At 63.0% G+C, this 12,455-nt stretch carries 8 protein-coding genes and 1 tRNA gene; 5 read left to right on the top strand and 4 right to left on the bottom strand.

What is annotated here, in order from left to right; all coding sequences use genetic code 11:
* Nucleotides 1-774: 774 nt before the first annotated feature.
* Nucleotides 775-2,133, bottom strand: coding sequence for a bifunctional UDP-N-acetylglucosamine diphosphorylase/glucosamine-1-phosphate N-acetyltransferase GlmU (gene glmU / locus JQ629_RS00680; RefSeq protein ID WP_212410431.1), 1,359 nt, complete (start codon nucleotides 2,131-2,133; stop codon nucleotides 775-777).
* Between the two features lie 170 nt (nucleotides 2,134-2,303).
* Between glmU and JQ629_RS00675 the strand changes: the two genes are divergently transcribed.
* The gene (locus JQ629_RS00675; RefSeq protein WP_212410429.1) at nucleotides 2,304-3,731 is read left to right on the top strand and encodes a hypothetical protein; all 1,428 of its coding nucleotides are present in this window, start codon (nucleotides 2,304-2,306) and stop codon (nucleotides 3,729-3,731) included.
* A 140-nt stretch (nucleotides 3,732-3,871) separates the two neighbouring features.
* Nucleotides 3,872-4,252, top strand: a complete 381-nt coding sequence (locus JQ629_RS00670) for a hypothetical protein (RefSeq protein WP_212262875.1) — start codon at nucleotides 3,872-3,874, stop codon at nucleotides 4,250-4,252.
* On the opposite strand, the gene JQ629_RS00665 is transcribed toward JQ629_RS00670, so the two are convergent.
* Nucleotides 4,212-5,837, bottom strand: coding sequence for a glycoside hydrolase family 17 protein (locus JQ629_RS00665; protein ID WP_212410427.1), 1,626 nt, complete (start codon nucleotides 5,835-5,837; stop codon nucleotides 4,212-4,214). The two genes, JQ629_RS00670 and JQ629_RS00665, sit on opposite strands and share 41 nt — an antisense overlap.
* A 343-nt stretch (nucleotides 5,838-6,180) precedes the next feature.
* Between JQ629_RS00665 and JQ629_RS00660 the strand changes: the two genes are divergently transcribed.
* From JQ629_RS00660 to JQ629_RS00650, 3 genes are all read left to right on the top strand, one after another.
* Complete coding sequence (locus tag JQ629_RS00660; protein WP_212262873.1) at nucleotides 6,181-6,753, top strand: beta-1-3, beta-1-6-glucan biosynthesis protein; 573 nt, start codon at nucleotides 6,181-6,183, stop codon at nucleotides 6,751-6,753.
* A 189-nt stretch (nucleotides 6,754-6,942) separates the two neighbouring features.
* The gene (locus tag JQ629_RS00655; protein ID WP_212410424.1) at nucleotides 6,943-9,774 is read left to right on the top strand and encodes a glycosyltransferase; all 2,832 of its coding nucleotides are present in this window, start codon (nucleotides 6,943-6,945) and stop codon (nucleotides 9,772-9,774) included.
* A gap of 148 nt (nucleotides 9,775-9,922) precedes the next feature.
* Nucleotides 9,923-9,998 (top strand) — tRNA-Lys (locus JQ629_RS00650).
* 104 nt (nucleotides 9,999-10,102) lie between these two features.
* Here JQ629_RS00650 and JQ629_RS00645 read toward each other — a convergent pair.
* Together JQ629_RS00645 and JQ629_RS00640 are read right to left on the bottom strand one after the other, a co-directional pair.
* A complete protein-coding gene (locus JQ629_RS00645) occupies nucleotides 10,103-10,957 on the bottom strand; it encodes an ABC transporter ATP-binding protein (protein ID WP_212410423.1) in 855 nt (284 codons plus the stop codon).
* Between the two features lie 81 nt (nucleotides 10,958-11,038).
* Entirely contained in the window at nucleotides 11,039-12,391 is a 1,353-nt protein-coding gene (locus JQ629_RS00640) for an ABC transporter substrate-binding protein (protein ID WP_212410422.1), read from the bottom strand.
* Nucleotides 12,392-12,455 lie beyond the last annotated feature (64 nt).

Genomic DNA, 12,455 nt, shown 5'->3' with positions numbered 1-12,455 from the left:
GAGACCGCTGGATGACGGCCAAAATCCAGCCGCAGCGTCACCACGCGTAACGCACCACGGGTGCGGCAAAACGACCCGACGGGCAAATCACTTCTGATTTACGGAAATCGCGTCAAGCCAAAAATTTCCGTAAATCAAAAATATTTCTGTTGTCGCCCGACCCAAATCAGTGCGCATCTATCGTTATCCCGTCCCACTCAGAGGGGCGTCGGCCGTCGTCACGACGAGGGGCGGGTTGCGGTGGACGTAACAGTTGCGATAGACGGTCGCGGCTGAAGCGTACGGCGAAAGCGTGTGGTCCTGGCGCCCGTAACGGCGTTAAGTCCTGCGGGAGCTAACGCTTCCGAGGGGCGACGGTGGCAATAGAGGCCGTCTCACCGGGGAGAGCGCGTCATAAGCCGTAAAGCCATTGCGCAGGGAATGTCGGATGTTCTCCGCTGCCCTGTATGCTCATGTGCAGCATTCTTAGCACAATCGCACATGAGACCGCGGGTGCAGCGCGCATCCGGCATTCCCTGCGCCCTCTGATTTCATGAGGGCGGGAAGTTCACGAGCAAAACTCGGGCGCATCGCGCCGCGAGAATGCGAACGCACATTCTTGTCGTCCCGGACAAGCGAAGCGCGATCCGGGACCCATAACCACAGGGAAAAGCTTTGCGAAAGGTCTCTGCTACCGAGACTTCACCGAGAGATCACGCGGTATGGGTCCCGGCGTTCGCCGGGACGACCAGGACGAGATGTCGTCGTTCGACGACCTCTAGCACGCAAGCGCCCTCACCCTTCCTTCTTCGCCTTCGCCCGCAGCTTCATCTCGCGGTAGCGCGCTGCGCCGCCGTCGCGGTTGTTCTGCGGGCTGCGCTCGACGGCCAGCGCATCGTCGGGCACGTCCTTGGTGATGACAGAGCCCGAGCCGATATAGGCGCCCTTGCCGATTTTCACCGGCGCCACCAGCGACGAATTGGTGCCGATGAAAGCGCCCTCGCCGATCGTGGTCTTGTGCTTGAAAAAGCCGTCATAGTTGCAGGTGATGGTGCCGGCGCCGATGTTGGAATTGGCGCCGACATGGGCATCGCCGATATAGGAGAGATGGTTGACCTTGACGCCGGCTTCCAAATGAGCGGCCTTGGTCTCGACGAAATTGCCGATCCGCGCGCCGTCGCCGAGCGAGGTGCCGGGCCGCAGCCGCGCATACGGACCGACCGACGCCTTCTTGCCGATCGAGGCCTGCACGATGTGCGAGAACGAATGGATCACCGCGCCGTCGGCGATGGTGACACCGGGGCCGATCACCACGAACGGCTCGATGGTGACGTCGTTGCCGAAGGTGGTGTCGGCGGCAAGATGCACGGTTTCCGGCGCGATCAGCGTCACGCCGGCGTCGAGCGCTGCCTTGCGCAGCCGCGCCTGCATGACAGATTCGGCTTCGGCGAGCTGAGCTTTGGTATTGATTCCGCGCACTTCATCCTCGCTGGTTTCAATCACGACGGCCTCCAGTCCCATGTCCCTGACGAGTGCAACCGCATCGACGAGATAATACTCACCCTTGCTGTTGGCATTGCCGATCCGCTCGAGGATCGAGAGCGCCTTCTTGCCGTCGAACGCCATCACCCCGGCATTGCACAGCGTGACCTTGCGCTCCTCGGCGCTGGCATCCGCATGCTCGCGGATCGCCACCAGCTGATCGCCTTCGATCAGCAAGCGGCCGTAACCGGTCGGGTCGGCGGCGTGAAAACCGAGCACGGTGAGGGCTGCGCCCTTCTCCAGCGGCGCGCGCATTCGCGCAAACGTTTCGGCCGATATCAAAGGCGTATCGCCGAAGGCGACGATCAGGTCGTCGGCGCCGCGCGCCAGCGCCTCCCGGGCCGCCAGCACCGCATGGGCGGTGCCGAGGCGTTCGCGCTGGATGAAGGTCGCGGCATCGGGTCGTATCCGCGCAACCTCGTCGGCGACCGCCTTGTGATCGGGGCCGATCACGACGGCGAGCGAGGCGCTGGGGCCCTTCGGGGCGGCATCCAGCACGTGCGCCAGCAGCGACTGGCCGGCCACCGGGTGCAGCACTTTCGGCAGCGCGGACCGCATCCGCGTCCCCTCGCCGGCCGCGAGCACCACCGTCAGGCTGGATCGAGCAGTCATGAAAGTCCTCAAATATTTGAGCCAAAATACGCCGGCGCCGTCTTTAGGTGTTTTCGCTGTGAGTGGAAACCCGATTCGCCGTTCCGCAAAGTTCCGGATTCAAGATCATGGCAGAATTCCTGTTAATGTTTGACCTGTGATTCGGCTGGCCTCGGGAGGGCCAAAGACGTTTGGCCAAGAATTCCGACCATCGCGCTGGCGGCCTCGAGACGGACAATACCGGCGGCGTGCTGAGCGGTTTGCTGGCCGAGGAAGAGGATCTCGACCGCCGCGCGCTGTGGCGGCTCGGATCGTGGGGTGTCGGTGCGGTGGCCGCGGTCGTCGTCGCCGTCATGGCCAACCAGACCCAGTTTGGATGGAAGCGCGACCAGATGGCCGCGGCCGATATCAGCCAGCGAGCGCAGCAGATCCAGAATGTTGCCAATCAAACGGAACGCGAGGCGCGGCGGCTCGCCGCGGCCATCGATACGCTCAACAGCGATCGCGACCGGCTCTACACCCGCGTCGCCGGCCTGGAGCGCGGGCTGGACTCCGTGACCGGGTCCATCGCCCGCCAGAATTCCGCCGCGGCATCGCCGGCCCCGGCAGCGCCTTCGCCTGCCGAGCCCCACGCCCAAGCCGCGCAAACTCCCGCCCCCACCGTCGCGCCGGTGGCGACGCAGACGGCGGCGGCAACACCTGACAAACCCGTTGCCAATCCAGGCCCAGCCGAACCGGGTCCGGCGGCGGTTTCATCCGTTGCCAAGGATTCGGCCAAAGACATTGGCAAGGAGACCGCCAAGGAAACCATCAAGCCCGAGTTGCCGAAGATCGAAGCAAAGAAGACCGATCCGATAAGGTCTGAAGCCGCCAAACCTGAATTGGCCAAAGCTGAGGCGGTTAAGCCTGAACCGCTAAAGCTTGAAGCGGTAAAGTCCGATACGGCGAAAATCGATACCGTGAAGATCGAAGTTGCGAAGGCCGACGCGGCGACGCCGGCTACGCCGCTGGTCGCCTCACAATCCTTCATGGCGCCGCCCGATCCGTCCGCCACCAAACTGATCGAACCCAGCAGACCCCTGAGTCCGGTGACAGCGAGCCCGATCCCGGAAGTGATGGCGGCCGCGCCGGCCACGGACGCCGCGGCGGACGAGGAAACCGCCCCGAAGGTCCCGGTCCAACGGACCCAATTCGGGGTCGATCTCGGCACCGCCAATTCGGTCCCCGGCCTGCGCGCGCTGTGGCGGGGGCTGTTGAAATCAAGATCGAACGCGCCGCTCGCCGCGCTCCGCCCGATCATCGTGATCAAGGAAAGCACCAACGGGCTCGGCATGCAGCTTCGGCTGGTGGCCGGTCCCATCAACGACGCCGGAGCTGCCGCCCGGATCTGCGCCGTCCTGACCGAAAACAAGCGGAACTGCGAGACGGCGATCTTCGACGGCCAACGGCTGTCGCTGACCGGCGACAACCCGGCGCCTGCACCGGGCGCAAAACCCGCGCCGCGCCGGCGGGGTGCGGTGGCGAAACGAGCGGCCGTCGTCGCGGAGGACCCGGCAAAGAAGCCGGAAACAGCGGCAACGACCGCGGTCTCGTCCTGGTTCGGCAAGCGAGGTCAATAGATATTTCATTGTAATACAATGGGTTGCGGTCAGACTCTGATCTGCTTGTGACACTCCTTAATGTCCTGCAGTGACTTGTCCCGGCGGCCATTCCCGACCATATTCGCCCGCCATCCATCCACGCTCGAGAAAATGCCGCTGTGAAAAAAATTCCGTTCCGGCTGACGCCCTATCAGGTGCAGTTCCTGTTGGTGGTCGGCTTCGTCACCGTCGGCTACGCGCTGTATCTGCGCTATCTCGCGGTCGAGTTCTCCACCGTCGCGCTGGCGTGCGACGCCGGCCTGCAGACGATGATCTGCAAGGCCCGTACGCTCGCCACCACCCTGTTCAAGAATTCGGTGTTCGGCATCGTCGCCCTGATCATCGCGGTGCTTCACGTGATGCGGCCGTCGATCGTGCTTTTGACCGGCGGCCTGATCGCAGCCGGGCTCGGGATCGTGCTCTATAACGTCGCGCTGTCGGGGATCGCGATCGGGCTGCTTATTTTGGGATTTGCACGGCCCGCGCCCGCCACAGCGTAAGCGCGAGCAGGAAGTAGATCGCGCAGGTCCACATCGCCTGCCAGTTCTGCGCGCCTTCGTTCACGCCGATGTAGAGCGTGGCCGCCACGAGCAGTCCGGCAAAGGCCGATTCGGCGATCGGGCGAGTGCCCTCTTTCGGCCGGTTGACCAGCATCAAGGCGGCGAACGGCACCACGGCCATGGTCAGCGACGCGAACGGAAAGTCTCGATAACGCGGATCGAACGCAAAACCGAGCGCGGTCGCCGCGCCGATCAGCGTGGCGACCACCAGCGTCAGGCCGAGCAGCACCGACAGCACCGATCCGGTCCGGCCGTCGCGCGGACCGAGCAATTCGAGGAAGGTCGGCAGCGGCCGTCCCGACATCGCAGCGTTGGCGCACAGCATCGGTGAAGCGATCGCGGCCGCGAGCAGCGCCCCCCATTGCAGCCAGCCGCCGGTCCCGTAGCTCTCGTAGAACATCTTGTCGGCGGCGACGCCGAGCAGCATGCCGGAGATCGTCGCTGAGGTGCCGACCACAAGCCAGGCGGCCAGCCGCGGCTGCCAGGGCCGCCGCCGCAACGTCAGCCAGCCCGCGAAAAACACGAAAAAGCTCAGCGCCATGCCGCATCCCATCTGCAGCTTCCAGAACGGAAAATTGCTGATGGCCTCGCCTGGCGGATATTTCACCGCCCGCTGCGCCGCGTCGATCAGGCCCCAATAGCCGCCGACGGTGCCCTCGAGCTGGCGCTTCCAGGGCTGGTCGTAGGCCTCGATCAGATTGACGCGAAAGCCTTCGCGCTTGGCGAGATCGAGAATTTCGGAAACCACCCGCGCCTGGTTGGTGCGCGACGGCAGCGCGCCCTCGCGCATCCGCCCGGCGCTGGGCCAGCCGGTCTCGCCGATCAGGATTTCCTTGCCCGGAAAGGCGACCGCCATCCGCTTGCGGATCGAATCGACATGGGAGGCGGCAAACTTCGCGCGCACCGGAATGTCTTCCCAGTACGGCAGGATATGAATCGTGACGAAGTCGACCGCGTCGTAGATCTCACGGTTGCGCAGCCAGAATTCCCAGACATCGGCATAGGTGACGGGAACGGTGACCTGCGGCTTGACCCCGCGGATGTAGGCCGCCAGATCCGACGTCGTCATCTCGCCGCGCAGCAGCACCTCGTTGCCGATCACCAGAGCGGTGATGACGCCTGGATATTGCTTGGTCAGGCCGACCGCGATCGCGATCTGCGAAAGGTTCTTGATCCGGTTGCTGCTGAGCCAGACGCCCTGCATGACCTTGAGCCCGACCTTGGCGGCGAGTGCCGGAACCTGGTCGAGGCCGTTCTCGATCGAATAGGTGCGCACGCAGTCGGTGATCTTGGCGAGTTGCGCCAGATCCTGCGCAATCTGTTCCGCACTGATATGCGTGGTCGGAATCAGCGGTGTCTGCCCGTCGCGGAACGGCGCGTAGGAAACGCATTGCAATTTGGCGTTGGGATCGATCGGGGCGCGCACAAGCGTGATCGGGGTGGCCAACCACCACCACAAAGCTGCGATCATACCTAGCGATGTCAGGAGAAGCGCCAGCGGCGTACGAAGAGAAATCGGTTCCATCCTCCGGGCGGGGACCGTCGATTAGCCGGTCACCGGCGTTCTGCCAAGTCCAGGATAGACCTAATCCAAAGACCTGACCCAAGTCTCCCCCTAAAGTCTTCACCTAAGACTTCATCCAAGTCCTCTCGATCCAAGTCTTCCCGCCGACCTGGCTGCGGCGATTTTACCACGCCACGATAAAGTTGTGAGTTTGCTGGACAAAAACCGAAATAACGGTCATGGGAATCCGGCAGTGTCTCCGCCGCATTGGAGACCTATTTGGACGGCAACTAGCCAAGCCATCACGGGCCGCGGGAATTGCCTTTTTGGGAATTCAGTGGCCATGAAACAAGTCGGGGAATGTATGCGTCGCAGTGGGCCTGATCTCAAGAATGCGGTTTTGCGCCATCTCGCCGTTGCAGGCCTTGCCCTCCTGCTCGGCACAGGCGGGGTTTTCGCCCAGAGCGGCACCCCCGCCCCGGACCAGTCCGGCAAGCCGCCGGCGGCCAATCCGGCCGACCCGACCAAGGATAATCAGCGGAAAACCGATGAATTCGGCGAGGCTTCGCAGGTCATCAACGGCCCCGGCGGGAACCCTGAATGCGTCTGGCTCGGCCGGCGCGTGGTCCGCCTGATGTGGCGCGACGACCTTGATACCGCATTCCGGCATCTGGACCTCTATGACCGGTTCGGTTGCCCCGGCGGCCATGTCCAGGCGACGTTCCGCTGCCTGACCCGCTTCGGGGGACAGATCGACGACAAGGTGCCAAGGAGCCTCGACGACAGGGTTCACGCCTGCTGGATCAATCCGGCGGCCCAACCGCAGGCTGCGGTGGCGGCCAGCCCGGCCACGCCCCCGACCGCCGGCAACGCAGCACCAACGCCAGCGGCAGCGCCCTCGCCGGCCCCCAGCGCCAGCCCGACGCCGGCGAAGTAACCGGCCGTAACTGCCGGGAACGATTCAAATTTTTCAGCGTTTGAATCGTCCGCGCCCTTAAAACGCCATGGCGTCATACCAGTTGTTAAATTGTGCGGCAGGATTATCCTCATGAAGCCGCGTTGTCGGTCGAACCTAGGGGACGGGTTCGCTTTCCCCTCATTTGGGCCCCGTATGGTTTAGCCGCCGATGCGCGTCGTCGTCGCCGTTCTGCTGTTTGTGACCGCAGCTCATGCTGCGTTGTGGGGCCTGCTCCAGGAAAAGCGGCCAGCACCCGATTTCCGGGGCATTCTGCCAAGCCTGTCCTACGCGCCGTTTGAACCGGGGCACACCGTTGCCGACAGCGTCGCCGACACCGACAAGGTTCGCGCCGATCTAAGGAAACTCTCCACCCTGACGCGCGCGATCCGCCTTTACTCCTCGACGGAAGGCAACGAACTGGTGCCGCCGATTGCCGCCGAATTTGGCCTCAAGGTCACGGTCGGCGCCTGGATCGACAAGGACAAGGACCGCAACAAGCGCGAAATCGAGGCGGTCATCAATCTCGCGCGGCGCAACAGCAACGTCATCGGGGTCGTCGTCGGCAACGAAACGATCTACCGGGGCGAACAAGTCCCCATCGAGAACCTCGTGCCGCTACCGGACCTTGAGCTTGAGGGCGGTGAGGCCGCACGGATACTTCGCGAGGAGGCCCAGCGGCTTCAGGAAGCGGAAGCGCAGCCTGAAGACAAGCGGGCCGAAGCGTTGAAATGGACGACGGCGCAAAACAACGTCTATCGGCTCGCAAGGCTGATCCAGCGGATCAAGAAGTCCGTCAATGTTCCCGTGACGACAGGCGAGATCTGGAACATCTGGCGCGATCATCCTCAACTCGCAAACTCGGCTGATTTCATCGCCGCGCACGTCCTTCCCTACTGGGAAAACTTCACCGACAAGCAGGCGGTGGACCAGTCGGTCGCCATGTACCAGCTGTTGCGCGACCAGTTCCCGGGAAAACGGATCGTCATCGCCGAATTCGGCTGGCCGAGCGCAGGCTACAATCTGAGAAATGCCGAGCCCGGTTCGTTCGAGCAGGCGTCGGTGTTGCGCAACTTCGTGACGCGTGCCGACGCCATCGGCATGGACTACAATATTGTCGAGGCGATCGATCAGCCCTGGAAATTCTTCGAAGGCGGCGTCGGACCGTATTGGGGCATATTCAACGCGTCGCGCGAACCGAAATTCAGCTGGACCGGCCCGATCGTCAATCCGAACTACTGGAAGCTGGCGCTCATCGCGCTGCTGGTCGGCATTCTGTTGTCGTTGCCGATCCTGCGCCTCGACCGGCCGACGGTCATGCAGACCGTCATGCTGTCGGCGGCCGCGAACGGCGTCGGCGCCTGGACAGCCACCGTATTCGCCTATTGGGATACTCACTATTTCGTATTCGGCTCAGCCTTCGCGCTGACCTTGGGCCTGATCCTGCTGGTGCCGCTGGTGCTGATCGCGATGGCGCGGATCGAGGAGATCGCGGCGGTCGCCTTCGGCCGCGGCCCGCGCCGGCTGATCACCAAGAGCGCGCCGCTGGCGCCCGCCACCATCGGCGAGAACGTCACCTTCCCGAAGGTGTCGATCCACATTCCCGCCTATTTCGAGCCGGTCGAGATGCTGAAGCAGACGCTCGACGCGGTGGCCCGGCTCGACTATCCGAACTTCGAATGCGTCTGCATCATCAACAACACGCCCGATCCGGCATTCTGGCAGCCGATCCAGGATCATTGCCGTGCGCTCGGTGAACGCTTCAAGTTCATCAACGCCGAGAAGGTGCAGGGCTTCAAGGCCGGCGCGCTGCGCATCGCGATGGAGCGCACCGCGGCGGACGCCGAAATCATCGGCATCATCGACGCCGACTATGTCGTGCATCCGGATTGGCTGAAGGACCTCGTCCCTGTCTTCGCGGACCCCCGCGTCGGCCTGGTGCAGGCGCCGCAGGAGCATCGCGACGGCGACCTCTCGCTGATGCACTACATCATGAACGGCGAGTATGCCGGATTCTTCGACATCGGCATGGTCCAGCGCAACGAGTTCAACGCGATCATCGTGCACGGCACGATGTGCCTGATCCGCCGCTCCGCGATGGATATGGCTGGAGGCTGGTCCAGCGACACAATCTGCGAGGACACCGATCTCGGGCTGACCATCCAGCAACAGGGCTGGCTGACGCATTACACCAACATCCGCTATGGCGAGGGCCTGCTCCCCGACACTTATGAAGCGTTCAAGAAGCAGCGTCACCGCTGGGCTTACGGCGGCTTCCAGATCGTCAAGAAGCACTGGCGGCGCTTCCTGCCCGGCGCGAGCCGGCTTAGCCCCGATCAACGCCGGGAATTTTCGCTCGGCTGGCTGAACTGGTTAGGGGCCGAAAGCCTTGGCGTGGTGGTTGCGATCCTCAACCTGATCTGGGTTCCGATCGTGGCGTTTGCCGACATCGCCATCCCCGACAAGATCCTGACGTTTCCGATCATCGCCTCCTTCGTCGTCTCGCTGGTGCATTTCATCGCGCTCTATCGCCTGCGCGTGAAGATCAAGGCCGGCCAGATGCTGGGCGCCATGATCGCGGCGATGAGCGTGCAGTGGACCGTGTCGCGCGCCGTCGCCCAGGGCCTGATAACGGAGCACCTCGCTTTTGCGCGCACCTCCAAGGGCGGCCTGTCGCGGATGTCGATCGAATTCCAGGCATTCTGGGAGGCCGTGATCGGCGTGCTGCTTCTGATCGGCGCTGCCGTGCTGGTGGTCACGAACGGATCCAAGCAGGTGCACGAAATCTACGTGTTCGCTGGCGTACTGGTGCTGCAAAGCCTGCCGTTCCTGTCCGCGGTCGCGATTGCGCTGTTGGAGAACTCCCGCACCAACTCGTTCGCCTTCTGGCGCAACAGCGCGGTGCGCACGGCGGAACTGATCGGGATCCGCCCGGTCCGGCTGCCGACGGTCGCGCGCCCCTCCCAGCCGGTGGCATCCGAGATTCGCCGGGAGGCCAATTAACGGATGGTAAATCGATCGGCGCCGCCCGCTTGAAGAAGCCGGACTAACCGCAAGCCGAACCTCAGGAATTTGGATCGCACGGCCTAACATTTTCTGGCGCCGGCGCTATTGACCCGCAGGGGTCCGCCCCCTACACAGCGCGTCGAGTGAGCGCGTAGCTCAGGCGGTAGAGCACGTGACTTTTAATCATGGGGTCGAGGGTTCGAGTCCCTCCGCGCTCACCATGAGATCGGGCACAAGTTGAATTCCGGCGGTTCGCTGAGGATGCCGCCCGAGCACGCAAGACCGCGGACCGTTTGGCCATTGATCATCTGCATCCGCGACGCCGTCAAACCCAGCGCTTGCGGCGGCGGTAGGACTTCATGTCGCGAAAGCTCTTGCGGCCGTCCGAAGACATCCCGAGATAGAATTCCTTGACATCCTTGTTCTCCGCCAAAGCCTTGGCCGGGCCGTCCATCATGATGCGACCGCTCTCCAGGATGTAGCCGTAGTCGGCATATTTCAGGGCGACGTTGGTGTTCTGCTCGGCCAGCAGAATGCTGACGCCTTCCTTCTGGTTGAGGTCGCGAACGATCTCGAAGATCTCGGCCACGATCTGCGGCGCCAGGCCCATCGATGGCTCATCTAGCAGCAGCATGTTCGGCTTCGCCATCATCGCGCGGCCGATCGCGATCATCTGCTGTTCGCCGCCCGACGTGTACCCCGCAAGACTGCTCCGCCGGACTTTCAGCCGCGGAAAGTAGGCATAAATCCGCTCGAGCTCGTTGCGCAGTTGCGATCTGGAGATGGACCGCGCATAGGCGCCGGTGATCAGGTTTTCCTCGGCGGTCAGATGCCCGAAACAATGCCTGCCCTCCATCACCTGCACCAGACCCATGCCGACCAGTTCGCCGGGCGTGAGTTGATCGGTTCGCTGACCGCGAAATTCGATCGATCCCTTGGTTACCGCGCCTCGTTCCGAAGCCAATAGCGTCGAGATCGATTTCAGCGTCGTGCTCTTGCCGGCGCCGTTACCGCCGAGCAACGCCACGATCTTGCCCTGCGGCACTTCAAGCGACACCCCGCGGAGCACGAGGATCACGTGATTGTAGATTACCTCGATGTTTTTCACCGCCAGCACCGGCTGCGCCGCAGCTTCGACCGCTACGGTCCGTTCAACGGCCGCGGCAACAGAAACACTCATGGCAATCTCCCTTGGGACAAATCCATCGGAGGGATGGGTGTCACCCCATCCCCCGGATATCGCGTGTGATGCGTCCGCCGATCACGAGCACTTGCGCGGCGTGATGTTGTTCTCGGCGGCATATTTCGAGGCCGAGTCTTCGATCAGCTTGCGGATGAATGCCGGGTCCGGCGCCGGTACCCAGTCCGTCAGGATCTGGAACTTCTTGCCGTCCCACTGCATCATCTTGAAGCGCTCGGAACCGTCGTGCTTGGCGCATGACATCTTGAACGGCGCCGACATGCCGAGAATGCCGATCTCCTTGAGCTTCGCGTCGGTGATGTCGAGCGCCTCGTAGCCATCCCGGAACTCGTCACCATTGACCGTCTTGCCGACCTTGTTGTGGATCTTCTGCGCGTTCTTCAGTGCTTCGATCCACATCGCCGCCGCGCCGACGCCGCGATTGTAGTAGACCGTACCGACGCGTTCGGGGTTCTGCATGTTGCCCTTGCCGGCGCCGTAGACCACTTTCAGGATGTCGGCGATCAACGGGTATTCCCTGCCGGGTGCGGCGTTGGCGGCGACATACGTGCCTTTCGCCGCGTCTCCGGCCGGAATCATGTCCTCCTCGGCACCACCGAATGTGACGTAGAACATTTTCTCGCGCGGGAATCCGACGCGGGCGGCGGTGGTGATCGCGGTTGAGTTCATGCCGGAGCCGGCGCCCCAGAACGTGACCCAGTCGGCCTTCTCGCGGCGAATTTGCAGCCATTGCGACTGCTGTTCCAGGCCCGGAGCCGGCACGGCGATCTCGATCAACTTGAAGTCCCATTCCTTGGCGATCTGACGCAGCGCCGGAATCGGCTCGCGGCCATAGGCGGTGTCGATGTGCAGATGCACGATCGTCTTGCCCTTCATCTTGTCGACGCCGCCTTCCTTCTTGGCGATATAGTTCATCTTGACCGCGATCTGCCCCCAGTAGTGGCCGGCGGCGTTGAACACCCACGGCCAGACGCGTCCGTCGGCGGCATCGGTTCGCCCATAGCCGTACTGAGCCAGCACGACGTGGTCCTGCGACATGCGACCGATCACGGCATAGGCGCCTGGCGTGCCGAGCGTATCGAACACAACCATCTTCTGATCGCCCTTGTTGAGCAGGCGCTGATAACACTCCACGGTGCGCGCAGCGTTATACTCGGTCTCGCACTCGTCATAGGTCAGCTTGACGCCGTTGACGCCGCCGTCCTTCATGTTGACGTAGTTGAGATAGTCGATGATGCCGCCGTAATAGCCGGTACCCATGGCGGAGTACGGGCCGACGCGGCTGCTCGGTATCCCGAAATACTGTTCCTGGGCCTGGGCCATCGCCGTGGACGCCGCCGCTGATATCGCAATGAAGGTGGCGGTAGCGGAGATAGCGGGAATTACGCGGCGAAGCATCTTGTCGATTAACATTACTAGTCCTCCCGTTGTTTGCGTTTATTGGACGTTGTTGTCTCTTCTTGTTGGGGTACCGACG

Source organism: Bradyrhizobium sp. AUGA SZCCT0222, from assembly GCF_018130205.1.
Classification (GTDB): domain Bacteria; phylum Pseudomonadota; class Alphaproteobacteria; order Rhizobiales; family Xanthobacteraceae; genus Bradyrhizobium.
Note: the sequence above shows the minus strand (reverse complement) of the source record. Positions and strands in the feature narration are given on the sequence as shown.

Coding starts and splice junctions, on each gene's coding strand:
- glmU (WP_212410431.1), bottom strand. CDS start 2,133: ATGACTGCTCGATCCAGCCTGACGGTGGTGCTCGCGGCCGGCGAGGGG.
- JQ629_RS00665 (WP_212410427.1), bottom strand. CDS start 5,837: ATGGAACCGATTTCTCTTCGTACGCCGCTGGCGCTTCTCCTGACATCG.
- JQ629_RS00660 (WP_212262873.1), top strand. CDS start 6,181: ATGCGTCGCAGTGGGCCTGATCTCAAGAATGCGGTTTTGCGCCATCTC.
- JQ629_RS00655 (WP_212410424.1), top strand. CDS start 6,943: ATGCGCGTCGTCGTCGCCGTTCTGCTGTTTGTGACCGCAGCTCATGCT.
- JQ629_RS00645 (WP_212410423.1), bottom strand. CDS start 10,957: ATGAGTGTTTCTGTTGCCGCGGCCGTTGAACGGACCGTAGCGGTCGAA.
- JQ629_RS00640 (WP_212410422.1), bottom strand. CDS start 12,391: ATGTTAATCGACAAGATGCTTCGCCGCGTAATTCCCGCTATCTCCGCT.